This window comes from Pseudomonas sp. FW305-96 (genome assembly GCF_058783825.1).
In genome coordinates this window covers 42,332-66,665 of sequence record NZ_JBYSYW010000018.1, presented here as the reverse complement: position 1 = coordinate 66,665, position 24,334 = coordinate 42,332, and the positions used below count along the sequence as shown (strand labels likewise).

The following is a 24,334-nucleotide window of genomic DNA, read 5'->3' as shown; positions in this document are numbered from 1 at the left end:
GCGGTGACAATCGAGCCGGGCTTCGTGACATGCCAGCCAGGATGGCTGACTAGAATCGGCTGACAACAACAAGGAAGGTGCACCCATGGCCATCAGCTGGCTCGACTCCCCGACACACCATGCCTGGCTCGACGCCGAGGCTCTGCGCCTGCTCGCCTTCGCCAGGGCTTCGCGCCTGCCCCAGGGGTTCGGCAACCTCGATGACGAAGGCCGCCTGCCCCGTTGCGCCCTGGCCGAGACCATGAACACCGCGCGCATGACCCACAGTTTCGCCTTGGCGCATATCCAGGGCGTTCCGGGTTGCCGCGAGCTGGTCGAGCATGGCGTCGGCGCCCTGCAAGGCCCGTTGCGCGACCAGGAACATGACGGCTGGTACGCGCAGCCCGAAGGTCATGGCGACACCGGCAAGGCCGCCTACCTGCACGCCTTCGTCGCCCTCGCCGCCAGCTCGGCGGTGGTGGCGGGCATCAGCCAGGCGTCGGCGTTGCTGGAGGCGGTAACCCAGGTCATCGCGCAGCGCTTCTGGTGCGAAGAGGAGGGCGCCCTGCGCGAGTCGTTCTCCCGCGACTGGCGGCAGGCGGAGGCCTACCGGGGCGCCAACAGCAACATGCACGGCGTCGAAGCCTTCCTCGCCGTGGCTGACGTGACCGGCGACACACAGTGGTTGCTGCGCGCCCAACGGATCGTCGAGCGCTTGATCCTGACCCACGCCGCCGCCGACGGTATGCGCGTCACGGAACATTTCGATGCGCAGTGGCAGGCGCTCCCCGACTACAACCGCGACAACCCCGCCGATGGCTTCCGTCCTTACGGGACCACGCCCGGCCACGCCTTCGAATGGGCGCGCCTGGTGCTGCACCTGGAGGCGGCCCTGCAAAGGGCGCAACTACCTGTGCCCGAGTCCTTGCTGCCCGCCGCCCGGAGCCTGTTCGACAGCGCCTGTCGCCACGCCTGGCAGGCAGACGGCGCGCCGGGGCTGGTCTACACCCTGGACTGGCACGACCGCCCGGTGGTGCGCGAGCGCCTGCACTGGGTGCATGCCGAGGCCTGTGCCACTGCCGCGGCGCTGTTGCGACGTACCGGTGAAGCCCAGTACGAACACTGGTACCGCTGCTTCTGGGACTTCATTGCCAGCCACTTCATCGACCGCGCCCATGGCAGCTGGCACCACGAGCTCGACCCGGCACTGCTGCCCAGTGCGCGCATCTGGGGCGGCAAGCCTGACCTCTACCACGCCTACCAGGCCCTGCTGCTGCCACGCCTGCCGCTGGCGCCGAGCCTGGCCACGGCCCTGGCTTTGTAACCAGACGATGACATTCGCGCATCCGTTCGTTACCTGGCGCGGGGCGCGACCTCCCTACACTCCATGCCATGCAAGCGACAGTCTTGCCTCGCATAACAACAAGAAAGGTAATCCCATGCATCCGACGCTTCGTCTCGCCGCCGCGATCTCCTTCGCCTCCCTGTTCTCCCTCAGTGCCCAGGCCGCCGACTCCAAAGGCAGCGTGGAAGTCGTCCATTGGTGGACCTCCGGCGGCGAGAAGGCCGCGGTCGACGTGCTCAAGGCGCAGGTCGAGAAGGACGGCTTCACCTGGAAGGACGGCGCCGTGGCTGGCGGTGGTGGCGCCACCGCCATGACCGTGCTCAAGAGCCGCGCCGTGGCTGGCAACCCGCCCGGGGTCGCGCAGATCAAGGGCCCGGATATCCAGGACTGGGCCGCTACCGGGTTGCTCGATCCCGACGTGCTCAAGGACGTGGCCAAGGACGAGAAATGGGACGGCCTGCTCGACAAGAAGGTCGCCGACACCGTGAAGTACGACGGCGACTACGTGGCCGTGCCGGTGAACATCCACCGTATCAACTGGCTGTGGATCAACCCGCAAGTGTTCAAGAAGGCCGGTATCGACAAGGCCCCGACTACCCTCGATGAATTCTACGCCGCTGCCGACAAGCTCAAGGCCGCCGGCTTCATCCCGCTGGCCCACGGTGGCCAGCCGTGGCAGGACAGCACTGTGTTCGAGAATGTGGTGCTCTCGGTGATGGGCGTCGAGGGCTACAAGAAGGCCCTGGTCGAGCTGGATGAAAAGGCCCTGACCGGCCCCGAGATGGTCAAGGCGCTCACCGAACTGAAGAAAGTCGCCACCTACATGGACCCTGACGGCAAGGGCCAGGACTGGAACCTGGAGGCGGCCAAGGTCATCAACGGCAAGGCCGGCATGCAGATCATGGGCGACTGGGCCAAGAGCGAATGGACCCTGGCGAAGAAAACCGCTGGCAAGGACTACCAGTGCGTGGCCTTCCCCGGCACCGACCAGGCGTTCCTCTACAACATCGACTCGCTGGTGGTGTTCAAGCAGAAGGACAAGGGTACCGCGGCAGGCCAGCAGGACATCGCCCGCAAGGTGCTGGGCGAAGACTTCCAGAAGGTCTTCAGCATCAACAAGGGCTCGATCCCGGTGCGTAACGACATGCTTGCCGACATGGGCAAGTACGGCTTCGACAGTTGCGCCCAGACGGCGGCCCAGGACTTCCTGGCCGATGCCAAAAACGGCGGCCTGCAACCGAGCATGGCGCACAACATGGCCACCACCCTGGCGGTACAGGGGGCGTTCTTCGATGTGGTGACCAACTACATCAACGATCCCAAGGCCGATCCGGCCGACGCGGCGAAGAAGCTGAACGCAGCTGTCAAAGCGGCCAAGTAAGGGGCTGACGGCCCTATCGCCGGCAAGTCGCGGCGGCGAACCGCGGCTCCCACAGGTACAGCGATCAGCCTGAGCACACCTGTACCTGTGGGAGCTGGCTTGCCAGCGATAAGGCCCGCGCAGGCAATCTCGTATCGGGAACCCAGATCATGACTACAGCAACCGCCCGCCTGCGGGCCTCACCCCTGGACGCGCTGCAGCGCTGGCTGCCCAAGCTGGTGCTGGCGCCGAGCATGCTCATCGTCCTGGTGGGCTTCTACGGCTACATCCTGTGGACCTTCGTCCTCTCGTTCACCACCTCGACCTTCCTGCCCACCTACAAGTGGGCGGGCCTGGCCCAGTACGCCCGGCTGTTCGACAACGACCGCTGGTGGGTGGCGAGCAAGAACCTGCTGCTGTTCGGCGGGCTGTTCATCGGCATCACCCTGGCCATCGGCGTGTTCCTTGCCGTGCTGCTCGACCAGCGCATCCGCCGCGAAGGCTTCATCCGCACCATCTACCTGTACCCCATGGCGCTGTCGATGATCGTTACCGGTACCGCCTGGAAGTGGCTGCTCAACCCTGGCATGGGCCTGGACAAGCTGCTGCGTGACTGGGGCTGGGAAGGCTTTCGTCTGGACTGGCTGATCGATCCCGACCGGGTGGTCTATTGCCTGGTGATCGCTGCCGTGTGGCAGGCCTCGGGCTTCATCATGGCGATGTTCCTCGCCGGCCTGCGCGGCGTCGACCAGTCGATCATCCGCGCCGCCCAGCTCGATGGCGCCAGCCTGCCGCGCATCTACTGGACCGTGGTCCTGCCCAGTCTGCGCCCGGTGTTCTTCAGCTCGCTGATGATCCTCGCGCACATCGCGATCAAGAGCTTCGACCTGGTCGCGGCGATGACCGCGGGCGGGCCGGGCTACTCCTCGGACCTGCCGGCGATGTTCATGTACTCGTTCACTTTCAGCCGTGGGCAGATGGGCATGGGCTCGGCCAGCGCGATCCTCATGCTGGGCGCGATCCTGGCGATCATCGTCCCCTACCTGTACTCCGAACTGCGGGGCAAACGCCATGACTAGTCCTGTCGACAAACCCGCGCTGAACCTCAGCCGCATCGCCATCCACGCGGTGCTGCTGCTGGCGGTGTTGCTGTACCTGGTGCCACTGGTGGTCATGCTGCTGACCAGCTTCAAGACCCCCGAGGACATCAGCACCGGCAACCTGCTGAGCTGGCCTGCGGTGTTCACCGGCATTGGCTGGGCCAAGGCCTGGGCCACGGTCAACGGCTACTTCCTCAACTCGATCCTGATCACCGTGCCGGCGGTGCTGATCTCCACGGCCATCGGCGCGCTCAACGGCTACGTGCTGTCGATGTGGCGCTTCCGTGGCTCGCAGTTGTTCTTCGGCCTGCTGCTGTTCGGCTGCTTCCTGCCGTTCCAGACCGTGCTGCTGCCGGCCTCGTTCACCCTCGGCAAGCTGGGCCTGGCCAGCACCACCGGTGGCCTGGTGCTGGTGCATGTGGTGTACGGCCTGGCCTTCACCACATTGTTCTTCCGCAACTACTACGTGAGCATCCCCGAGGCGCTGGTCAAGGCGGCGCGCCTGGACGGCGCCGGGTTCTTCACCATCTTCGGGCGGATCATCCTGCCGATGTCGACGCCGATCATCATGGTCTGCCTGATCTGGCAGTTCACCCAGATCTGGAACGACTTCCTGTTCGGCGTGGTGTTCTCCAGCGGCGACTCGCAACCGATCACCGTGGCCCTGAACAACCTGGTCAACACCAGCACCGGGGCCAAGGAATACAACGTCGACATGGCCGCGGCGATGATCGCCGGGCTGCCGACGCTGCTGGTCTACGTGATTGCGGGCAAGTATTTCGTGCGCGGGCTGACCGCCGGCGCGGTCAAGGGGTAAGTCATGGCAACACTCGAACTTCGCAATGTGCACAAGACCTATGGCGCGGGCCTGCCGGACACGCTCAAGGACATCCAGCTGGCGATCAAGGACGGCGAGTTCCTGATCCTGGTCGGGCCCTCGGGCTGCGGCAAGTCGACGCTGATGAACTGCATCGCCGGCCTGGAAAGCATCAGCGGCGGGGCGATCCTCATCGACGACGAGGATGTCAGCGGCATGAGCCCCAAGGATCGCGACATCGCCATGGTGTTCCAGTCCTACGCGCTGTACCCGACCATGAACGTGCGCGACAACATCGCCTTTGGCCTGAAGATCCGCAAGATGTCCCAGGCCGCCATCGACGAGGAGGTGGCGCGGGTCGCCAAGCTGCTGCAGATCGAGCACCTGCTGGGGCGCAAGCCCGGACAGCTGTCCGGCGGCCAGCAGCAGCGCGTGGCCATGGGCCGGGCGCTGGCGCGGCGGCCGAAGATCTACCTGTTCGATGAACCGCTGTCGAACCTCGACGCCAAGCTGCGGGTGGAGATGCGCACCGAGATCAAGCTGATGCACCAGCGCCTGAAGACCACCACGGTGTATGTCACCCATGACCAGATCGAGGCCATGACCCTGGGCGACAAGGTGGCGGTGATGAAGGACGGCATCATTCAGCAGTTCGGCACCCCGCAACAGATCTACAACGACCCGGCCAATCTGTTCGTCGCCAGTTTCATCGGCTCGCCGCCGATGAATTTCATTCCCGTGCGCCTGATGAAGCAGGACGGGCGGGTGCTGGCGCTGCTCGACAGCGGCCAGGCGCGCTGCGAGCTGCCGCTGGGCGTGGCGGCGGACGAGCTGGAAGGGCGCGAGATCATCCTCGGCGTGCGCCCTGAACAAATCTCGCTGGGGGCCGCCGAGGGCAACGGCATGCCCGCCATCCGCGCCGAAGTGCAGGTCACCGAGCCCACCGGCCCGGACCTGCTGGTGTTCGTCACCCTCAACCAGACCAAGGTCTGCTGCCGCCTGGCGCCGGATGTGGCGTGCCGGGTGGGCGACAGCCTCAACCTGCAGTTCGACCCGGCGCGGGTGCTGCTGTTCGACGCCGGCAGCGGCGAACGTCTCGACCTCGCCGCCAGCGGCACTGCCATCAAGGACAACGTGACTCGCTTCAAAGGCCGTTGAATCGTCTAGAACAATGCATAACAAGAAAAGAGGACGCAAAGGGATGGAACATCGCAATCGCATCAAGACCCTGGGATCGCTCGCCTTGCTGGCGCTGGTCGGCAGCAGCGGGGCCCAGGCCGCCGAGGCTTTCTCGTCGGAATCGAAATGGATGACCGGCGACTGGGGCGGCACCCGTACCGAGCTGCTGGAGAAGGGCTACGACTTCACCCTCGACTACGTTGGCGAAGTGGCCGGCAACCTGCACGGTGGCTACAACGACGACAAGACCGCGCGCTACAGCGACCAGTTCGCCCTGGGCGCGCACCTGGACCTGGAGAAGATCTTCGGCTGGAAGGACACCGAGTTCAAGCTGGCGATCACCGAGCGTAGCGGCCGCAACCTGTCCAACGACCGCATCAGCGACCCGCGTGCCGGGCAGTTCAGCTCGGTGCAGGAGGTCTGGGGGCGCGGCCAGACCTGGCGCCTGACGCAGATGTGGGTCAAGCAGAAGTACTTCGACGGCGCGCTGGACGTGAAATTCGGCCGCTTCGGCGAGGGCGAGGACTTCAACAGCTTCCCCTGCGACTTCCAGAACCTGGCCTTCTGCGGCTCGCAAGTGGGCAACTGGGTCGGCGGCATCTGGTACAACTGGCCGGTCAGCCAGTGGGCGCTGCGGGTCAAGTACAACATCACCCCGGAATTCTTCGTCCAGGTCGGCGCCTACGAGCAGAACCCGTCGAACCTGGAGACCGGCAACGGCTTCAAACTCAGCGGCAGCGGCACCAAGGGTGCGATCCTGCCGGTGGAGGCGGTCTGGTCGCCGAAGGTCAACGGCCTGCCGGGCGAGTACCGCCTGGGCTACTACTACAGCACCGCCAAGGCCGACGACGTCTACGACGACATCAACGGCAACCCGCAGGCGCTGACCGGCGCGGCGTTCAAGTCGCACTCCAGCAAGCACGGCTGGTGGGTCGTGGCCCAGCAGCAGGTCACTGCCCATGCCGGCGACGTCAACCGCGGCCTGAGCCTGTTCGCCAACTTCACCGTGCACGACAAGGCCACCAACGTGGTCGACAACTACCAGCAGGTCGGCCTGGTCTACAAGGGCGCCTTCGACGCCCGGCCCAAGGACGACATCGGCTTCGGCATCGCCCGCATCCACGTCAATGACGATGTGAAGAAGCGTGCCGAGCTGTTCAATGCCCAGTCCGGCATCAACGACTATGACAACCCAGGCTTCGCGCCGCTGCAGCGCACCGAGTACAACGCCGAGCTCTACTACGGCTTCCACGTCACCAACTGGCTGACCGTGCGCCCGAACCTGCAGTACATCAAGAGCCCGGGCGGTGTGGACGAAGTGGACAACGCGCTGGTCGCGGGGTTGAAGATTCAGTCGTCATTCTGAGAAAAATTGTTGTAAATTTACGCCATCCATTTCGGCCTTCCCGCTAACCACTGGTCTGCAGTGGTTAGCGGGCACGGGCTGAGACAGCGCTATCTCGAACAACAAAAGAGCTTGGAACCATGCCCGAACATCCGCTACATCGCTTCTTCACCTCGCAACGGCCCAGGCCGACCTTCGAGTGGGAGCGTTACCAGCAGCGCGATGTGCTGATTATCGACCACCCTCGCTGCCAGGCGGTGTTCAGCCGCCAGGGCGGTCAGCTCCTGCACTTTCAACCTGCGGGTGAGAAGCCCTGGTTGTGGTGCGCCGAGCAGTGGCCCCAGGTAGGGGCCATTCGTGGCGGCGTGCCGGTGTGCTGGCCCTGGTATGGCCGTCATCCCAGCGAAGACCTGTGGCCGGCCCATGGCTGGGCGCGCCTGCTGGACTGGAAGCTGGTGGACAGCCGCGAGGACGAGGAGGGGGTGACCCTGAAATGGCGCCTGGACCTGTGCGACTGGCAGGTCGACCTGCATGCCCGGCTCGGGGCGAGCATGGAACTGAGCCTGAGCACCGAGCACCAGGACAGCGAACCGTGCCAGTTGAGCCATGCGCTGCTGGCCTACTGGCGGATCAGCGACGTGTCGAAGATAGCGCTGTCTGGGCTGGAGGACATCGACGGCTACGACCGTCTCAATCGCCAGGCCTGCCGCGAAGACGGCGCGCTGACCCTCAAGGGCGGTTGCCAGCGGGTCTATCCCGGTACGCCGCGGGTGCAATTGCAGGACCCGGCCTGGCAGCGCGAACTGTGCATCGACACCGGCGACAGCGACGACACTGTGGTCTGGCACCCTGGCAACCGGCCGTTGATGGGCGTGAGCGGGCGCGAGTGCCAAGGCTTCGTCTGCGTCGAGGCGGCCAGCGGCAGTGGCGAGGGTCTGAGCCTGGCGCCGGGCGAGCGGGCGCACCTGCGTTTGCAGGCGCACCGGCTCAGTTGAGGTCGTCGTCCTCGATCGGGTAGCGACTGGCGTTGAGGCTTTCCTTGATCTTGCGCAGGTGCGGCTGGAAGTCCACGCCACGGCGCAGGGTCATGCCGGTGGCGAGCACATCGAGCACGGTGAGCTGGATGATCCGCGAGGTCATCGGCATGTAGATGTCGGTGTCTTCCGGCAGCGGGATATGCAGGCTCAGGCTGCAGGCCTGGGCCAGGGGCGAGCCGGCGGCGGTCAGGCCGAGCACCGAGGCGCCGTTTTCCCGCGCCAGGCGCGCCACCTCGACCAGTTCGCGGGTGCGCCCGGTGTAGGAAATGATCACGAACAGGTCGCCGGTGTGGGCCACCGAAGCCAGCATGCGCTGCATCAGCACATCGGCGTGGGCCGACACGGCGAGATTGAAGCGGAAGAACTTGTGCTGCGCATCGAGGGCCACCGGGGCCGAGGCGCCGAGGCCGAAGAAGTGGATCTGTCGGGCTTGGATCATCATGTCCACGGCGCGGCTGACCTGCTGCGGGTCGAGCGCCTGGCAGGCGCTGTCGAGCGAGGCAATGGCGCTGCCGAAGATCTTCTGGGTGTAGGCGGCCGGATCGTCGTCGGCCTCCACCGCGCGGCTGACATAGGCGGCGCCGCTGGCCAGGCTCTGCGCCAGTTGCAGCTTGAGCTCGGGGTAGCCGCTGACGCCGAACGAGCGGCAGAAGCGGTTGACCGTCGGTTCGCTGACACTGGCCGCCTGGGCCAGGGCGGCAATGCTGAAGCGGGTGGCTTGCTGCGGGTTGAGCAGGATGACTTCGGCGACCTTGCGTTCGGCCTTGTTCAGCTCGTCGAGGCGGCCCTGGATCTGTTCCAGGAGGTTTCGCACGCGGTCCATGGTGTGTCCTTGGGTCGGGAAGCAGGCTTTTTGCGCTGGTGTGTATCCTACTGTCGGTAAGATTGTCACACCACTTGTCTGTAATGGCTGTATTGGATGTTGTGGTTTTTACTACATTACCCCTTGAAAAGCAGGGTTGAAACCGGTATTCCTAGTCCAACATTTATAAAAGAACCAACATCATGGCCGCGATCAGTGTCGAACCCTGCACCTTCGCCCTCTTTGGCGCCCTAGGCGACCTGGCATTGCGCAAGCTGTTCCCCGCGCTCTACCAGCTCGACCGCGCCGACCTCCTGCACCCCGACACCCGCCTGCTGGCCCTGGCCCGCGAGCCGGGCAGCGTGCAGGAACATCTGAACAACATCGAAGCCCATCTGCGCCGCTACGTGCCGGAGGCCGAGATCGATGCCGCCTCCCTGGGGCGCTTCCTGGCGCGCCTGAGCTACCTGCACCTGGACTTTGTCGAGCCCGAGGGCTACCAGGCCTTGGCTGAGCAGGCACCGAGCGGGCAGCCGCTGATCGCCTACTTCGCCACGGCGGCGGCGGTCTACGGCGCGATCTGCGAGAACCTCGACAAGGCCGGCCTGGCGTCGCGCACCCGGGTGGTGCTGGAAAAGCCCATCGGCCACGACCTGGAGTCGTCGCGCCGGGTCAACGACGCCGTGGCGCGGTTCTTCCCCGAGAGCCGTGTCTACCGTATCGACCACTACCTGGGCAAGGAGACGGTGCAGAACCTGATCGCCCTGCGCTTCGCCAACAGCCTGTTCGAAACCCAGTGGAACCAGAATTCCATCTCCCACGTGGAGATCACCGTTGCCGAGAAGGTCGGCATCGAGGGCCGCTGGGGCTACTTCGACAAGGCCGGCCAGCTGCGCGACATGATCCAGAACCACCTGCTGCAGCTGCTCTGCCTGATCGCCATGGACCCGCCCAGCGACCTTTCGGCCGACAGCATCCGCGACGAGAAGGTCAAGGTGCTCAAGGCACTGGCGCCGATCACCGGCGAGGGCTTGAGCACCCATGTGGTGCGTGGGCAGTACATCGCCGGTTTCAGTGACGGCAAGCCGGTGCCGGGTTACCTCGAAGAGGACAACTCCAACGCCCAGAGCGACACCGAGACCTTCGTCGCCCTGCGTGCCGATATCCGCAACTGGCGCTGGTCGGGCGTGCCGTTCTACCTGCGCACCGGCAAGCGCATGCCGCAGAAGCTGTCGCAGATCGTCATCCATTTCAAGGAAACCCCGCACTACATCTTCGCCCCGGAACAGCGTTTGCAGATCGGCAACAAGCTGATCATTCGCCTACAGCCGGACGAGGGCATTTCGCTGCGGGTGATGACCAAGGAGCAGGGCCTGGACAAGGGCATGCAACTGCGCAGCGGCCCGCTGCAGCTGAATTTCTCCGACACCTGGCGCAGCGCGCGGATCCCGGATGCCTATGAGCGGTTGTTGCTGGAAGTGATGCGCGGCAACCAGAACCTGTTCGTGCGCAAGGACGAGATCGAATACGCCTGGAAATGGTGCGACCAGCTGATTGCAGGCTGGAAGACCAGCGGTGACGCGCCAAAGCCCTATGCGGCCGGATCCTGGGGGCCGATGAGCTCGATTGCATTGATTACACGTGATGGGAGGGCCTGGTATGGCGATATCTGAACTGCAACTGCCGGCGACCGTGAAGGTTCATCAGCTGGCCGACCCGAAAACCTTGGCGGCGACCCAGGCCCATGATGTGGCCGAGCGCCTGCGCCAGGCGATCGCCAGCAAGGGGCAGGCTTGCCTGGTGCTGTCTGGCGGGCGTAGCCCGGTGCCCTTCCTCGAGAAGCTGGCTGGCGAGGCGCTGGACTGGTCCCGGGTCACCGTGAGCCTGGCCGATGAGCGCTGGGTGCCGGTGGCGCACGACGACAGCAACGCCGGCCTGCTGGCTCGTCACCTGTTCAAGGGGCCGGCGGCCAAGGCGCGCTTTATCGGGCTCTACCAACCCGCCGCTACCCTCGAAGCCGCTGCCGAGCAGGCCGACCAGGTGCTGGCCGACCTGCCACCGATCGATGTGCTGGTGCTGGGCATGGGCGACGATGGCCATACAGCCTCGCTGTTCCCGGCCAGCCCCAACCTGCGCCAGGGCCTGGCCAAGGTCGGTGAGCGCCGCTGCCTGCCGATGTTGGCGCCCAGCGTGCCGCACCAGCGCCTGAGCATGACCCGCGCGCTGCTGGCCACTGCCGGCCTGACCCTGTTGTCGGTGCAGGGCGCGGGCAAGCTTGCCACCCTGCGCACCGCGCTGGCGGCCGAAGACCCAACCGAAATGCCGATTCGCGCCTTTCTTCACGACCCCCTGGACATCTACTGGTGCCCATGAGCCAAGGATCCATTGTCATGACCACCCTCGAACGCCCACAGCCTTTGCTCTCGATGGCCGACAAAGCCGCGCGGATCGACGCGATCTGCAACAAGGCGCGCATCCTGCCGGTGATCACCATCGCCCGTGAGGAAGACATCCTGCCCCTGGCCGATGCCCTGGCCGCTGGCGGCATCCGCACCCTGGAAGTGACCCTGCGCTCGCAACACGGCCTGAAGGCCATCCAGGTGCTGCGCGAGCAGCGCCCGGAGCTGTGCGTCGGCGCCGGTACCGTGCTCGATCGCGGCATGTTCGCCGCCGTCGAGGCGGCGGGCGCGCAGTTCGTTGTTACCCCGGGCATCACCCAGGACATTCTCGAAGCGGGCGTGGACAGCGACATTCCGCTGTTGCCAGGCATCAGCACGCCGTCGGAGATCATGATGGGCTATGCCCTGGGCTACCGCCGCTTCAAGTTGTTCCCGGCCGAGATCAGTGGCGGCGTGGCGGCGATCAAGGCGTTCGGCGGCCCGTTCGGCGACATTCGCTTCTGCCCCACTGGCGGGGTCAACCCGGCCAACGTGCGCAACTACATGGCCCTGCCCAATGTGATGTGCGTGGGCGGTACCTGGATGCTCGATAGCAGTTGGATCAAGAACGGCGACTGGGCGCGGATCGAGGCGTGCAGCGCCGAGGCGATGGCGTTGCTGGACTGACAGATTTCGTTGTGTGCTACACGGCTTGTGGGGCGCTTGGTCGGCGCCCCTTTTTTTGCCTGTAATTTGGGTACAACCGGTTCTGGCCCTATCGCGGGGCAAGCCCGCTCCCACGAGCCCGCGATAGCGTCGGAAAACCAACAAAAAAGCCCGCATCGAGGATGCGGGCTTCGGTCATCAGCGATGGCTTACGCCGCCTTGGCCTGCTGCTGGCTCAGCGACCGGTTCAGTGCGCTGAACAGCGCCTTGAAGCTGGCGGTGGTGATGTTCTCGTCGATGCCCACGCCGTGCACCGGACGCCCGCCGGCCACGCGCAGCTCGATGTAGGCCGCGGCCTTGGCATTGGTGCCGGCGCCGATGGCGTGTTCGTTGTAATCCATGATCTCCACGGCGATCGGCAGGCCGGCCACCAGTGCTTCGAGGGCGCCGTTGCCCTTGCCGTGCCAGTGCAGGGTGGTTTCGCCTTCACCGGAGACTTCCACTTGCACGTGGCTGCTGCCGTTTTCTTCCTGCAGGCGGTGGCTGACCAGGGCATATGGCGCGTTGGCCTGGAGGTATTCCTTCTGCAGCAGCTTGTAGATCTGCTCGGCGGTCATTTCCAGGCCGAGACGGTCGGTCTCGCCCTGTACCACTTGGCTGAACTCGATCTGCATGCGGCGCGGCAGGCTGATGCCATATTCCTGCTCGAGCAGGTAGGTGATGCCGCCCTTGCCCGACTGGCTGTTGACACGGATCACCGCCTCGTAGCTGCGGCCGATGTCGGCCGGGTCGATCGGCAGGTACGGCACTTCCCAGAGCTCGCCGTCCTGCTGCTTGGCGAAGCCCTTGCGGATGGCGTCCTGGTGCGAGCCGGAGAAGGCGGTGTGGACCAGGTCGCCAACGTACGGGTGACGTGGGTGCACCGGCAACTGGTTGCACTCCTCGACGACCTTGCGCACGCCATCGATGTCGGAGAAGTCCAGCTGCGGGTCGATGCCCTGGGTGTAGAGGTTCAGTGCCAGGGTCACCAGGTCGACGTTGCCGGTGCGCTCGCCGTTGCCGAACAGGCAGCCTTCGGCACGGTCGGCGCCAGCCATCAGGCCCAGCTCGGTGGCGGCGATGCCGGTGCCACGGTCGTTGTGGGTGTGCAGGCTGATGATCACGCTGTCGCGGCGGTTGACGTTACGGCAGAACCACTCGATCTGGTCGGCGTAGACGTTCGGCGTGGCGACTTCGACGGTGGCCGGCAGGTTGAGGATGATCTTGTGCTCGGGGGTCGGGTTCCACACCTCGATTACCGCGTCGCACACTTCCTTGGCGAATTCCAGTTCGGTGGCGCTGAAGGTTTCGGGCGAGTACTGGAAGGTCCACTGGGTTTGCGGCTGCTGCGCCGCGTACTTGACGAACAGCTTGGCGGCGTTGACCGCGATGTCCTTGACGCCCTGCTTGTCCTGGTTGAAGACGATGCGGCGGAACGACGGGCAGGTGGCGTTGTACAGGTGAACGATGGCCTTCTTGGCGCCGCGCAGGGATTCGAAGGTACGGGCGATCAGGTCTTCACGGGCCTGGGTGAGCACCTGGATGGTGGTGTCGTCCGGGATATGGCCGTCTTCGATCAGGGTACGCACGAAGTCGAAGTCGGTCTGCGATGCGGACGGGAACGACGCTTCGATTTCCTTCACGCCTACTTGCACCAAGGTCTTCCAGAAACGCAGCTTCTTCTCGGCATCCATCGGCTCGATCAGCGACTGGTTGCCATCACGCAGGTCGGAACTGCACCAGATCGGCGCCTGGGTGATGGCCTTCGACGGCCAGGTACGGTCAGGCAGGTCGATGGTCGGGAAGGCGCGGTACTTCTTCGATGGGTCTTTGAGCATGGTCATGGAAGCAATCCTTTTATGTGCGGCCGTGATCGGGCCTGCCGAACGTGTACGAGATGAAAAGGCGAGGCGACGCGATTCACCCTGGTAGTCGGGCGCTGACCAGGCAGAGGCTGCGGTGTTGTTGGAGGAGGGTGCTGAAGATGTTCATAGGCTCAACCCTAACCAGTGGGTTGGGGGATGGCAAGTATTGCGGGAAAATTGAGATAAATGCTTAAAAAAACGATTTTACAGAGTTTTCATGGCCATTAATTTCGGTTTGTTGCGATTTTATTGCTTTAAGCTTTTTCATTGCGCAAATCGCGGGGCCAGCGTTGGCTGCGTGGGAGCGGGCTTGCCCCGCGATTGCGATTTCAGGGCTGGAACGCGCCGATGAAGATCGCCGGATCCACCCGCGCATCGTTCAGGCTGACGTTCCAGTGCATGTGCGGCCCGGTAGCCCGGCCGGTCGAACCTACGCGGCCCACCACCTCGCCACGGCGCAGCGCCTGGCCCGGCTTCACGTCGATCTTCGACATGTGGCAGAACATGCTGATGAACCCTTGCCCATGGTCGACGAACACCGTACGGCCATTGAAGAAGTAGTCGCCCACCAGGATCACCTTGCCATTGGCCGGGGTCTTGATCGGCGTGCCGGCGGGCACGGCGAAGTCCAGGCCGGCATGGGGGTTGCGCTCCTCGCCATTGAAGAAGCGGCGCACGCCGAACTTGCTCGACAGTGGGCCGTTGACCGGCTTGTCGAGGATCAGGTTGCTCGGAAGCACGGGGCTGAAACTGCGATAGGCCTTGATCTGCTCGGCCAGTTCGCGGTCGATGCGCTTGAGGTCCTGCGGCTCAGGGTTGACCTGGCGCTTGTTTTTCAGGGTGATGTGCTGCTCGGGGTACTTCTTGCTGCCGACACTGAAAGGAATGCTGCGCCCACCCTGGGTCAGCACGGCACTGCCGGGTTTTTGCGTCAGCGGAATACCGACGATGGCCAGCCAGTTGTCCTGCTCCCTGACCACCAGTACCGGTTTGCCATCGAAGCGCGCGGTCGGGGCGCTGGCGCCTGGGCCCAGGTCGATCACCGCCACGCCGCCGGGCACGGGCTTGTTGAGAGCGCGGGTGATGTAGCTGGCGTGGGCGGCCGTGACCGGCAGCAGCAGGGCGAGGGCAAGCAGGGGCGCGAACAGGCGTGGCATGTGTCAGTCCAGTAGCGAGAGGGTGACCGGGGTCTGGTGGTTGTCCTCGACCCGCACCTTGAGCTCGCCTTCGTTGAGGCGGGCGGTCAGGCGTTGGCCGTTGTGGGTTTGCGCGGCGCTGCGGATGGCCTGGCCGCGCTCATCCAGGAGGATGCTGTAGCCGCGGGCGAGGGTGGCCAGCGGGCTGACCACCTGCAGGGTCTGTAGTTGTGCCTGGAAGCGCTGGCGGCGGTCCTTGAGCACCTCGCGCATGGCCCGCGGCAGGCGCTCGGCGAGGCTGTCCAGGCGCTGCTTGAGCAGTTTCAGGCTGCGTCCCGGATGTTGCGCGGCCAGGCGCGTGTCGAGGCGGCCGAGGCGTTGCTGGCGCTGGTTCATGTCGAGCATGAAGGCGCGACGCAGGCGCATGTCCAGATCGTCCAGGCGCTGGGCCTGCTGGCGCAGGCGTTCGCCGGGGTGGCGCAGGCGTCGGGCCAGCCCGTCGAGGCGCAGGCGGTCGTGGGCCAGGCGGTTCTGCATGCGCAGCAGCAGGCGCCGTTGCAGGCTGTCGAGGCGCTGCTGCAGGCCGCTGCTGTCGGGGGCGAGCAGCTCGGCGGCGGCGGATGGCGTGGGGGCGCGCACATCGGCGACGAAATCGCTGATCGACACGTCGGTCTCATGCCCCACGGCGCTGACGATGGGCGTGACGCAGGCGGCCACGGCGCGGGCCACGGCCTCTTCGTTGAAGCACCAGAGGTCTTCCAGCGAGCCACCGCCACGGGCCAGGATCAGCGCGTCGAAGCCTTGCCGATCGGCCATCTGCAGGGCGCGGACGATCTGGTTGATCGCCTCGCGGCCCTGCACCGCGGTGGGGATCAGGTTCAACTCGACCTGCGGCGCACGGCGGCCGAACACACTGATGATGTCGCGAATCACCGCGCCGGTGGGCGAGGTGATGATGCCGATGCGTTGCGGGTGCGCCGGTAGCGGCTTCTTGCGTTCGGTGCTGAACAGCCCCTCGGCGCCGAGCTTTTCCTTCAGCGCCTCGAACGCCAGGCGCAGGGCGCCGTCGCCGGCCGGCTCGACCGTATCGAGGATCAGCTGGTAGTCGCCACGCCCTTCGAACAGCGAGACCTTGCCGCGCACCCGTACCGCCAGGCCGTCGCGCAGGGCCTGGCGCACCCGGGCGGCGTTCTGCCGGAACAGCGCGCAGCGGATCTGCGCGCCGCTGTCCTTGAGGGTGAAGTACATATGGCCGGAGGCCGGGCGGGCGAGGTTGGAAATCTCGCCTTCCACCCAGACGCTGCGGAACACGTCCTCAAGCAGCACGCGGGCGCGGCCGTTGAGCTGGCTGACGGTGAGGACCTCGCGGTCCAGGCCGAGTCGTTCGAAAGGGTCTCTGATCATGGCGGGCATCATAAATGAGCGAAGGCCCGGTTGTCTGTGCCGGCCTCTATCGCGGGGCAAGCCCGCTCCCACGTTCTGGACTGTCCCCAAGAAGCGGGACACCAATCCAATGCTTGGAGGCAGTCCATTTTTCGTCGGTAGGTGCGTGGGAGCGGGCTTGCCCCGCGATGAGGCCTTCAGCCTTGCATGATCGCCACGAACTGGCGCACCAGTTCCCCGGCATCCCGCCGGCAAGCCAGCGCCACGGTACTTTGGCATGCCTCGTCCAGCGGCACGAAATGCACCGCCGGCGGGGCAATCTCGCGCATGCTCGCCGGCAACAACGCCACGCCGAACCCGGCCTGGATCAGTTGCAGTTGTGTGGTCTTGCGCGATACCACCTGTGCTGCCTGCGGAAAGAACCCCGCATTCATGCACAGCGACGCCGACAGGTAGCTCAGGCCGCCGCGCTGGCGATGGGGGATGGAAATGAAGCGTTCCTCGCGCAGTTGGTCCAGTCGAACACTGCTTGCCGTGGCCATTGGGTGGCCCGCCGCCACTGCCAGCAGCAGGGGTTCGTCGAACAGCGCATGCAGCTCCACACCTTCATGCTGGCGTAGCACCGGCAGGCGCAACAGGCCGATCTCCAGGCGGCCTTCGGCGATGTCCTCCAGTTGCGCCTCCGACGATTGCTGAGCGATCTCCAGGGAAACGCCGGGGTTGTCCTTGAGGTAGCCGCCTAGGCGCTGCAGCAAATGGCCGGTCAGCGGCACGGTGCTGGAGTGGTTCAGCCGCAGGCTGCCGCGCAGGCCCTGGCCGATTTCCCGGGCCAGGCGCTCGGCCTTGTCCAGGTCGGCCAGCAGATGGCGGGCGCGCTCGAGAAAGGCCTGACCGGCCACGGTCAGGCGTGGCAGGCGCGCAGTGCGTTCGAACAGGATGGTGCCCAGCTGAAGCTCAAGCTCCTTGATCTGCCGGCTGAGGGCCGACTGGGCAATGTACAACCGCTCGGCGGCGGCGCTGAAGCTGCCGGCCTCGGCGATTTCGACGAAGTAACGCAGTTGGCGGATAGAAGTCATGTCATGCCTTTTCGAGATGGCTTGCGGCGAAAAGACATATTAGTCGGCATGGCTTGTGGCTGGCTAATCTTCAGTGGACTTCCAAGGAACTGCCGCGATGCTCGCTCAATTGTCGTTTTCCACGTCCGACTGGCTGCCCATCCTGCTGGGAGTGGGGGTGGCCTATATCGTCTTCGGTATTGCCGGTTTCGGCACCGCGCTGGTCGCCGGCCCCGTGCTGATCCATTTCATGCCGTTGTCACGGATCATTCCGCTGCTGGTGCTGCTGGATTTCGTCGCCGCCTTCGGCAACCTGCTGCCGTCGCGGCGCGATGTGGTGCGCGGCGAGTTGCTGCGCCTGCTGCCGTTCATGGCCGTGGGTTGCACCCTGGGCGTGGTGTTTCTGCTGCGGCTCAAGTCCGATCTGCTGCTGTTGCTGATGGGCATCTTCGTGACCGCCTATGCGGTCTATGGCCTGGCGGTCAAGGTGCGCCCGGCTAACCTGTCGGGCGCCTGGGCGGTGCCCATGGGCACGGTGGGCGGATTGTTCGGCGCCTTGTTCGGCAGTGGTGGATTCCTCTACGCGATCTACCTCAGCGCCCGCCTGGAGGCCAAGGAACAGGTGCGTGCGACGCAGGTCGCCCTGATCAGTTGCAGCACGGTGGTGCGCCTGTCGCTGTTCCTGATCGCCGGGGTGTATGCCGATAGCAGCTTGCTGCTGCTCGCCGCCTGCCTGCTGCCGGTGATGTTCGTCGGCACCTGGCTGGGGCGGCGACTGACCTTGAAACTGTCCCGCGAGGCCTTCATCCGCCTGGTCACCTGGTTGGTCCTGGCCAGCGGCCTGGCGTTGATCGGCCGCTACCTGAGCGCCTGAGCAGGCGCTAGAATTGCGCCATTACCGCAGTCCCCAGGCCCGCCGCACGCATGAATACCCAGAGCATCATCGTCCCCAAACTGTCCACCGTGCCCGTCCATGAGGCCCGCGCCCGCGCCATCCTGCGCTGGCTGGTGCGCGAAAAAATCGTCGAGGAACAGTTGAGCACCTGTGGGCGCACCGGCAACCGCATGGGCCATGCCCTGGCGGAGGGGGCGCGCAAGGTGGCCCTGCATCCCGAGAGGTTGCCGTTCGGCGAGCAGGTCAACGGCCTGGAAGTGATGCTCAAACGCTGCATCTACACCCCCACCGACGGTTTTCTCGAAGAAGCCGGTTGCCCGGAGTGCCGGCGCGAGGTCGGCGAGCCGCTGTTCGAGAGCCTGGAGGAGTGGATGCCGGGGGTGAGCGATAACTTCACCTGCCCGCTGTGCGGCTTCGAAGACGACATCAATGGCTTTCTCTATTTGCAGCCGTGTGCCTTTTCCAACCTGGGGTTCATCTTCAATAACTGGGGCGAGGCCGGGTTTACCCAGGCCTTCCTCGACAGCTTCGCCGACTGGCTGGACCAGCCGGTGGCGGTGGTGCAGGTAAAACTGCCGCAAGGCTGACCGAAGGCCCTTATTTTGCATTGAGCGGCGCGCCATGGATGGGTATAATGGCGCGCTTCCATTTTTCCCTCCCGGGAGCCCCCGCGATGCTGCGTATCAGCCAAGAAGCCCTGACCTTCGACGATATCCTCCTTGTACCTGGCTACTCCGAGGTACTGCCCAATGAAGTCAGTCTCAAGACCCGTTTGACTCGTGGCATCGAGCTGAACATTCCCCTGGTCTCCGCCGCCATGGATACCGTGACCGAAGCGCGCCTGGCCATTGCCATGGCCCAGGAAGGCGGCATCGGCATCATCCACAAGAACATGACCATCGAGCAGCAGGCCGGCGAAGTACGCAAGGTCAAGAAGTTCGAGGCTGGCGTGGTCAAGGACCCGATCACCATCGACGCCGACGCCACCGTGCGCGACCTGTTCGACCTGACCCGCCTGAACAACATCTCCGGTGTTCCGGTGCTGGAAAACGGTGACCTGGTCGGCATCGTCACCTCCCGCGACGTGCGCTTCGAAACCCGCCTGGACGCCAAGGTCCGCGACGTGATGACCCCCAAAGAGCGTCTGGTCACCGTCCGCGAAGGCGCCGACAAGAACGAAGTCCGCGAGCTGCTGCACAAGCACCGCCTGGAAAAAGTCCTGATCGTCGACGACAAGTTCGCCCTCAAGGGCATGATGACCGTCAAGGACATCGAGAAGGCCAAGGCCTACCCGCTGGCCAGCAAGGACGACCAGGGTCGCCTGCGCGTCGGCGCCGCGGTCGGCACCGGCAAGGACACCGGCGAGCGTGTTGCCGCCCTGGTAGCCGCCGGCGTTGACGTGGTTGTCGTCGACACCGCCCACGGTCACTCCAAAGGCGTGATCGACCGCGTGCGTTGGGTGAAAGAAACCTACCCGCAAGTGCAGGTGATCGGCGGCAACATCGCTACCGGCGCCGCCGCCAAGGCCCTGGCAGAAGCCGGCGCCGACGCGGTCAAGGTCGGTATCGGCCCAGGCTCGATCTGCACCACCCGTATCGTCGCCGGTGTCGGCGTGCCGCAGATCAGCGCCATCGCCAACGTCGCCGCCGCACTGGAAGGCACTGGCGTGCCACTGATCGCCGACGGCGGCATCCGTTTCTCGGGTGACCTGTCCAAGGCCATCGTCGCCGGTGCGTCCTGCGTGATGATGGGCTCGATGTTCGCCGGTACCGAAGAAGCGCCGGGCGAAGTCGAACTGTTCCAGGGCCGTTCCTACAAGGCCTACCGTGGCATGGGCTCGCTGGGTGCCATGGCACAGGCGCAAGGCTCGTCCGACCGTTACTTCCAGGACTCCTCGGCCGGCGCCGAGAAGCTGGTGCCGGAAGGTATCGAAGGTCGCGTGCCGTACAAGGGCGCCCTGGCCGCGATCATCCACCAGCTGATGGGCGGCCTGCGTTCGTCCATGGGCTACACCGGCAGCGCGACCATCGAAGAGATGCGTACCAAGCCGGAGTTCGTGCGCATCACCGGTGCCGGCATGGCCGAGTCCCACGTGCATGACGTGCAGATCACCAAGGAAGCCCCTAACTACCGCGTAGGCTAAGGCTTCCAGCAATTACCGAACGGGGCTGTCATACACAGCCCCGCGTCGTTTCCGATTTCCACTGACGAGATTGAGTCATGGCCCTCGACATTCACGCTCACCGTATCCTGATCCTCGATTTCGGTTCCCAGTACACCCAGCTGATCGCCCGCCGCGTGCGCGAGATCGGTGTGTATTGCGAGCTGCACCCGTTCGACATGGACGATGAAGCGATCCGCGAATTCAACCCGCGCGGCATCATCCTGGCCGGTGGCCCCGAGTCGGTCCACGAAGCCAACAGCCCACGCGCGCCGCAGGCCGTGTTCGACCTGAAAGTACCCGTGCTGGGCATCTGCTACGGCATGCAGACCATGGCCGAGCAGATGGGCGGCAAGGTCGAAGGTTCCGACCTGCGCGAGTTCGGTTACGCCCGCGTCGACGTGGTCGGCAAGAGCCGCCTGCTCGACGGCATCGAAGACCATGTCGACGATGACGGCGTGCTGGGCCTGGACGTGTGGATGAGCCACGGCGACAAGGTCACCCAGATGCCAGGCAACTTCAGCGTGCTGGCCAGCACTCCGAGCTGCCCGATCGCCGGCATGTACGACGATGCCCTGGGCTACTACGGCGTGCAGTTCCACCCGGAAGTGACCCACACCAAGCAAGGCGGTCGCATCCTGTCGCGCTTCGTCCAGGACATCTGCGGCTGTGAAGCGCTGTGGACTGCCTCGAACATCGTCGAGGACGCCATCGCCCAGGTCCGTGCACAGGTCGGTTCGGCCAACGTCCTGCTGGGCCTGTCCGGCGGCGTCGACAGCTCGGTTGTTGCCGCGCTGCTGCACCGCGCCATCGGCGACCAGCTGACCTGCGTGTTCGTCGACAACGGCCTGCTGCGCCTGCACGAAGGCGACCAGGTGATGGCCATGTTCAAGGAGAACATGGGCGTCAAGGTGATCCGCGCCGATGCCGAGAAGCAGTTCCTCGACAACCTGGAAGGCGAAGCGGACCCTGAGAAGAAGCGCAAGATCATCGGCCGCACCTTCATCGACGTGTTCGATGCCGAGGCCAGCAAGCTGGAGAACATCCAGTTCCTCGCCCAGGGCACCATCTACCCCGACGTGATCGAGTCGGCCGGCGCCAAGAGCGGCAAGGCCCACGTGATCAAGTCGCACCACAACGTCGGCGGCCTGCCGGAGGAAATGAACCTCAAGCTGGTCGAGCCACTGCGTGAGCTGTTCAAGGACGAAGTACGCAAGATTGGCCTCGAGCTGGGCCTGCCGTACGACATGGTCTACCGCCACCCGTTCCCGGGCCCAGGCCTGGGCGTGCGCATCCTCGGTGAAGTGAAGAAGGAATACGCCGACATCCTGCGTCGCGCCGACCACATCTTCATCGAAGAACTGCGCAAGGCCGACTGGTACCACAAGACCAGCCAGGCCTTCGTGGTGTTCCAGCCGGTCAAGTCTGTCGGCGTCGTCGGCGACGGCCGTCGCTACGCCTGGGTCGTGGCCCTGCGTGCCGTCGAGACCGTGGACTTCATGACCGCGCGCTGGGCGCACCTGCCGTACGAGCTGCTGGAAACCGTCAGCGGCCGTATCATCAACGAAATCGACGGTATCTCCCGCGTCACCTACGACGTGTCGAGCAAGCCGCCGGCCACTATCGAGTGGGAATGAGTTGAGCCACAAGGGCGCCGCAAGGCGCCCTTGTCGTATCTGGGGGGAGGCTCAGGTCTCGCGCTGGTGAGCGGGAAGGCGTGTAGGGCTTGCTCGCGAAGCAGGCCAGCGACTCCTGCAGGTGTACCGCCCCATCGCTTCGGCAACGAACAGCCCTGCGACAAGACTTCACTTAATATTTCGCAAATGCAGGTGTATCGTATTCGCCCTTCATCGCCAGCCCTGCTGGCAGCTTGATCGCGCAGAAACGAGGTACCCGCACCGATGTCCTTTACCCGTCGACAAATGCTCAAGGGCCTGACCGGCCTTGTGGTGGTAGGCCTGGGCGCCGGTGGCGCGGCGCGTTACTGGCTGGGCAAGGTCGAGGACGACAACGCCGGGCACGACTACGAGCTGATCGCCGCACCGCTGGACGTCGAGCTGGTGCCGGGGTTCAAGACCGAGGCCTGGGCCTTCGGCCCGTCGGCGCCGGGGACCGAGCTGCGGGTGCGCCAGGGTACGTGGCTGCGGGTGCGCTTCATCAACCACTTGCCGGTGGAAACCACCATTCACTGGCATGGCATCCGCCTGCCGCTGGAAATGGACGGCGTGCCGTACGTGTCGCAGTTGCCGGTCAAGCCCGGTGAATATTTCGACTACAAGTTCCGTGTGCCGGATGCCGGCAGTTACTGGTACCACCCCCATGTAAGCAGCTCCGAGGAACTGGGGCGCGGGCTGGTTGGCCCACTGATCGTCGAAGAGCGCGAGCCGACCGGTTTCAAGCACGAACGCACGCTGAGCCTGAAGAACTGGCACGTGGACGAGCAGGGCGCCTGGCTGCCGTTCAGCATCCCCCGCGAGGCGGCGCGCAACGGCACGGCCGGGCGGCTGATCACTATCAATGGCCAGGCCGAGTCGGTTACGGAGCTGCCGGCCGGGCAGGTGGTGCGGGTGCGTCTGTTGAACCTGGACAACACCTGGACCTATCGCTTGAACCTCAAGGGCAACTGCGAGGCGATGATCTACGCCCTCGATGGCAACCCGGTGACCCCGCGTCCGCTGGACGACGAGTACTGGCTTGGGCCGGGCATGCGCATCTGCCTGGCGATCCGCATCCCCGAGGCGGGCGAGGAAGTCTCTTTACGAGACGGCTTCGTGCGCCTGGGCACCTTGCGCTCGGTGGCCAGCAGCGATACTCCCGGCGACTGGCCCAAGGCGCTGCCGCCGAACCCGGTTGCCGAGCCGGACCTGGAGAATGCCGAGAAGCTCAACTTCAATTTCGAATGGGTCGGCAAGGTTTCGGTGAATACCGAGAACGGCAAGCCGCCGAGTCTGTGGCAGATCAACGGCCAGGCCTGGGACATCACCGACAAAACCTGTGCCGACCGGCCCATCGCTACGCTGCAGAAGGGCAAGAGCTATATCCTCGAGCTGAAGAACATGACCCAGTACCAGCACCCGATCCACCTGCACGGCATGAGTTTCAAGGTGATCGCCTCCAATCGGCGCAAGATCGTCGAGCCGTGGTTCACCGATACCTACCTGCTGGGCAAGAACGAGCGGGCGCAGGTGGCGCTGGTGGCGGATAACCCGGGCACCTGGATGTTCCACTGCCATGTCATCGACCACATGGAAACCGGCCTGATGGCCGCGATAGCGGTGGTCTGATGCGTCCGCAGATTATCGATCGCAGCCGCGATCAGGAATTCATGCGCCTGGCCCTCGAACTGGCGGCCCAGGGCGCGGCCCTGGGCGAGGTGCCGGTGGGCGCGGTGCTGGTGCAGCACGGCCAGGTGCTCGGCCAGGGCTTCAACCGGCCGATCCTCGACAGCGACCCCAGCGCCCACGCCGAGATGGTGGCGATCCGCGCTGCGGCCAAGTCCGCCAGCAACTACCGCCTGCCGGGCAGCACCCTGTACGTGACGCTGGAACCGTGCAGCATGTGCGCGGGGCTGATCGTCCATTCGCGGGTGGCGCGGGTGGTGTATGGGGCGCTGGAGCCCAAGGCGGGGATCGTGCAGAGCCAGGGGCAGTTCTTCACCCAGGGTTTTCTCAACCATCGGGTGATGTACGAGGGGGGAGTGCTGGCCGAGGAATGTGGCGCGATCCTCAGCGAGTTTTTCAAGGCTCGGCGGGCCAAGGGCTAACCCGCGCCGGCCTCATCGCTGGCAAGCCA

General features: G+C 65.0%; 21 protein-coding genes. 16 read left to right on the top strand and 5 right to left on the bottom strand.

Annotation, left to right across the window (positions count from 1 at the left end; all coding sequences use genetic code 11):
• Positions 1 to 85: 85 nt before the first annotated feature.
• The 7 genes from AC3WL2_RS15310 to AC3WL2_RS15280 all read left to right on the top strand — a co-directional run bounded on the left by AC3WL2_RS15310 (position 86) and on the right by AC3WL2_RS15280 (position 8,120).
• Complete coding sequence (locus AC3WL2_RS15310; protein ID WP_102682949.1) at positions 86 to 1,303, top strand: D-mannose isomerase; 1,218 nt, start codon at positions 86 to 88, stop codon at positions 1,301 to 1,303.
• Between the two features lie 115 nt (positions 1,304 to 1,418).
• The gene (locus AC3WL2_RS15305; protein WP_102682948.1) at positions 1,419 to 2,705 is read left to right on the top strand and encodes an ABC transporter substrate-binding protein; all 1,287 of its coding nucleotides are present in this window, start codon (positions 1,419 to 1,421) and stop codon (positions 2,703 to 2,705) included.
• A 149-nt stretch (positions 2,706 to 2,854) separates the two neighbouring features.
• On the top strand, positions 2,855 to 3,763 hold the full coding sequence (locus AC3WL2_RS15300; RefSeq protein ID WP_102682947.1) for a carbohydrate ABC transporter permease: 909 nt from the start codon (positions 2,855 to 2,857) through the stop codon (positions 3,761 to 3,763).
• Complete coding sequence (locus AC3WL2_RS15295; protein ID WP_102682946.1) at positions 3,756 to 4,601, top strand: carbohydrate ABC transporter permease; 846 nt, start codon at positions 3,756 to 3,758, stop codon at positions 4,599 to 4,601. The genes AC3WL2_RS15300 and AC3WL2_RS15295 overlap by 8 nt, the downstream gene beginning before the upstream one ends.
• A gap of 3 nt (positions 4,602 to 4,604) precedes the next feature.
• Entirely contained in the window at positions 4,605 to 5,759 is a 1,155-nt protein-coding gene (locus tag AC3WL2_RS15290) for an ABC transporter ATP-binding protein (protein ID WP_038706737.1), read from the top strand.
• A 13-nt stretch (positions 5,760 to 5,772) separates the two neighbouring features.
• Positions 5,773 to 7,146 carry a carbohydrate porin gene (locus AC3WL2_RS15285; protein ID WP_371918121.1) on the top strand — a complete coding sequence of 458 codons (1,374 nt, stop codon included), beginning with the start codon at positions 5,773 to 5,775 and terminating at the stop codon, positions 7,144 to 7,146.
• Positions 7,147 to 7,265: 119 nt separating this feature from the next.
• On the top strand, positions 7,266 to 8,120 hold the full coding sequence (locus AC3WL2_RS15280) for a D-hexose-6-phosphate mutarotase (protein ID WP_046854323.1): 855 nt from the start codon (positions 7,266 to 7,268) through the stop codon (positions 8,118 to 8,120).
• Here AC3WL2_RS15280 and hexR read toward each other — a convergent pair.
• The gene (gene hexR, locus AC3WL2_RS15275; protein WP_172670918.1) at positions 8,113 to 8,976 is read right to left on the bottom strand and encodes a DNA-binding transcriptional regulator HexR; all 864 of its coding nucleotides are present in this window, start codon (positions 8,974 to 8,976) and stop codon (positions 8,113 to 8,115) included. The two genes, AC3WL2_RS15280 and hexR, sit on opposite strands and share 8 nt — an antisense overlap.
• Positions 8,977 to 9,167: 191 nt before the next feature.
• Here hexR and zwf point away from each other — a divergent pair, with 191 nt between their 5' ends.
• From zwf to AC3WL2_RS15260, 3 genes are read left to right on the top strand one after another with little or no spacing between them, the layout of a single operon-like run.
• Positions 9,168 to 10,637, top strand: coding sequence for a glucose-6-phosphate dehydrogenase (gene zwf, locus AC3WL2_RS15270; RefSeq protein ID WP_102682944.1), 1,470 nt, complete (start codon positions 9,168 to 9,170; stop codon positions 10,635 to 10,637).
• Positions 10,624 to 11,337, top strand: a complete 714-nt coding sequence (gene pgl / locus AC3WL2_RS15265; RefSeq protein ID WP_102682943.1) for a 6-phosphogluconolactonase — start codon at positions 10,624 to 10,626, stop codon at positions 11,335 to 11,337. Before zwf ends, pgl begins: the two co-directional genes overlap by 14 nt.
• A gap of 17 nt (positions 11,338 to 11,354) precedes the next feature.
• Complete coding sequence (locus AC3WL2_RS15260) at positions 11,355 to 12,029, top strand: bifunctional 4-hydroxy-2-oxoglutarate aldolase/2-dehydro-3-deoxy-phosphogluconate aldolase (RefSeq protein ID WP_046854326.1); 675 nt, start codon at positions 11,355 to 11,357, stop codon at positions 12,027 to 12,029.
• Between the two features lie 188 nt (positions 12,030 to 12,217).
• Here the strand turns inward: AC3WL2_RS15260 and leuA are convergent, their stop codons facing one another.
• The 4 genes from leuA to AC3WL2_RS15240 form a co-directional block, all read right to left on the bottom strand.
• A complete protein-coding gene (leuA, locus tag AC3WL2_RS15255) occupies positions 12,218 to 13,891 on the bottom strand; it encodes a 2-isopropylmalate synthase (protein WP_102682942.1) in 1,674 nt (557 codons plus the stop codon).
• Positions 13,892 to 14,241: 350 nt separating this feature from the next.
• Entirely contained in the window at positions 14,242 to 15,069 is an 828-nt protein-coding gene (locus AC3WL2_RS15250; protein ID WP_102682941.1) for a M23 family metallopeptidase, read from the bottom strand.
• A 3-nt stretch (positions 15,070 to 15,072) separates the two neighbouring features.
• On the bottom strand, positions 15,073 to 16,452 hold the full coding sequence (gene xseA / locus AC3WL2_RS15245; protein ID WP_102682974.1) for an exodeoxyribonuclease VII large subunit: 1,380 nt from the start codon (positions 16,450 to 16,452) through the stop codon (positions 15,073 to 15,075).
• A 176-nt stretch (positions 16,453 to 16,628) separates the two neighbouring features.
• Positions 16,629 to 17,507: a LysR family transcriptional regulator gene (locus AC3WL2_RS15240; protein WP_102682940.1), complete on the bottom strand. Its 879-nt coding sequence runs from the start codon at positions 17,505 to 17,507 to the stop codon at positions 16,629 to 16,631.
• 97 nt (positions 17,508 to 17,604) lie between these two features.
• On the opposite strand from AC3WL2_RS15240, the gene AC3WL2_RS15235 reads away from it, so the two are divergent.
• The 6 genes from AC3WL2_RS15235 (at position 17,605) to tadA (ending at position 24,305) form a co-directional block, all read left to right on the top strand.
• Entirely contained in the window at positions 17,605 to 18,360 is a 756-nt protein-coding gene (locus AC3WL2_RS15235) for a sulfite exporter TauE/SafE family protein (protein WP_102682939.1), read from the top strand.
• 50 nt (positions 18,361 to 18,410) lie between these two features.
• Positions 18,411 to 18,968, top strand: a complete 558-nt coding sequence (locus AC3WL2_RS15230) for a sugar ABC transporter ATPase (protein WP_102682938.1) — start codon at positions 18,411 to 18,413, stop codon at positions 18,966 to 18,968.
• Positions 18,969 to 19,054: 86 nt separating this feature from the next.
• The gene (gene guaB / locus AC3WL2_RS15225) at positions 19,055 to 20,524 is read left to right on the top strand and encodes an IMP dehydrogenase (protein ID WP_023628475.1); all 1,470 of its coding nucleotides are present in this window, start codon (positions 19,055 to 19,057) and stop codon (positions 20,522 to 20,524) included.
• A gap of 77 nt (positions 20,525 to 20,601) precedes the next feature.
• Positions 20,602 to 22,179 carry a glutamine-hydrolyzing GMP synthase gene (gene guaA, locus AC3WL2_RS15220; RefSeq protein WP_011535447.1) on the top strand — a complete coding sequence of 526 codons (1,578 nt, stop codon included), beginning with the start codon at positions 20,602 to 20,604 and terminating at the stop codon, positions 22,177 to 22,179.
• A gap of 264 nt (positions 22,180 to 22,443) precedes the next feature.
• On the top strand, positions 22,444 to 23,826 hold the full coding sequence (locus AC3WL2_RS15215; RefSeq protein ID WP_102682937.1) for a multicopper oxidase family protein: 1,383 nt from the start codon (positions 22,444 to 22,446) through the stop codon (positions 23,824 to 23,826).
• A complete protein-coding gene (gene tadA, locus AC3WL2_RS15210) occupies positions 23,826 to 24,305 on the top strand; it encodes a tRNA adenosine(34) deaminase TadA (protein WP_046854335.1) in 480 nt (159 codons plus the stop codon). The genes AC3WL2_RS15215 and tadA overlap by 1 nt, the downstream gene beginning before the upstream one ends.
• Positions 24,306 to 24,334 lie beyond the last annotated feature (29 nt).

Bases quoted from the DNA above. Each gene is read 5' to 3' on its own strand.
- AC3WL2_RS15310 (WP_102682949.1), top strand. From the start codon at position 86: ATGGCCATCAGCTGGCTCGACTCCCCGACACACCATGCCTGGCTCGAC.
- AC3WL2_RS15305 (WP_102682948.1), top strand. From the start codon at position 1,419: ATGCATCCGACGCTTCGTCTCGCCGCCGCGATCTCCTTCGCCTCCCTG.
- AC3WL2_RS15300 (WP_102682947.1), top strand. From the start codon at position 2,855: ATGACTACAGCAACCGCCCGCCTGCGGGCCTCACCCCTGGACGCGCTG.
- AC3WL2_RS15295 (WP_102682946.1), top strand. From the start codon at position 3,756: ATGACTAGTCCTGTCGACAAACCCGCGCTGAACCTCAGCCGCATCGCC.
- AC3WL2_RS15290 (WP_038706737.1), top strand. From the start codon at position 4,605: ATGGCAACACTCGAACTTCGCAATGTGCACAAGACCTATGGCGCGGGC.
- AC3WL2_RS15285 (WP_371918121.1), top strand. From the start codon at position 5,773: ATGCATAACAAGAAAAGAGGACGCAAAGGGATGGAACATCGCAATCGC.
- AC3WL2_RS15280 (WP_046854323.1), top strand. From the start codon at position 7,266: ATGCCCGAACATCCGCTACATCGCTTCTTCACCTCGCAACGGCCCAGG.
- zwf (WP_102682944.1), top strand. From the start codon at position 9,168: ATGGCCGCGATCAGTGTCGAACCCTGCACCTTCGCCCTCTTTGGCGCC.
- pgl (WP_102682943.1), top strand. From the start codon at position 10,624: ATGGCGATATCTGAACTGCAACTGCCGGCGACCGTGAAGGTTCATCAG.
- AC3WL2_RS15260 (WP_046854326.1), top strand. From the start codon at position 11,355: ATGACCACCCTCGAACGCCCACAGCCTTTGCTCTCGATGGCCGACAAA.
- leuA (WP_102682942.1), bottom strand. From the start codon at position 13,891: ATGACCATGCTCAAAGACCCATCGAAGAAGTACCGCGCCTTCCCGACC.
- AC3WL2_RS15250 (WP_102682941.1), bottom strand. From the start codon at position 15,069: ATGCCACGCCTGTTCGCGCCCCTGCTTGCCCTCGCCCTGCTGCTGCCG.
- xseA (WP_102682974.1), bottom strand. From the start codon at position 16,452: ATGATCAGAGACCCTTTCGAACGACTCGGCCTGGACCGCGAGGTCCTC.
- AC3WL2_RS15240 (WP_102682940.1), bottom strand. From the start codon at position 17,507: ATGACTTCTATCCGCCAACTGCGTTACTTCGTCGAAATCGCCGAGGCC.
- AC3WL2_RS15235 (WP_102682939.1), top strand. From the start codon at position 17,605: ATGCTCGCTCAATTGTCGTTTTCCACGTCCGACTGGCTGCCCATCCTG.
- AC3WL2_RS15230 (WP_102682938.1), top strand. From the start codon at position 18,411: ATGAATACCCAGAGCATCATCGTCCCCAAACTGTCCACCGTGCCCGTC.
- guaB (WP_023628475.1), top strand. From the start codon at position 19,055: ATGCTGCGTATCAGCCAAGAAGCCCTGACCTTCGACGATATCCTCCTT.
- guaA (WP_011535447.1), top strand. From the start codon at position 20,602: ATGGCCCTCGACATTCACGCTCACCGTATCCTGATCCTCGATTTCGGT.
- AC3WL2_RS15215 (WP_102682937.1), top strand. From the start codon at position 22,444: ATGTCCTTTACCCGTCGACAAATGCTCAAGGGCCTGACCGGCCTTGTG.
- tadA (WP_046854335.1), top strand. From the start codon at position 23,826: ATGCGTCCGCAGATTATCGATCGCAGCCGCGATCAGGAATTCATGCGC.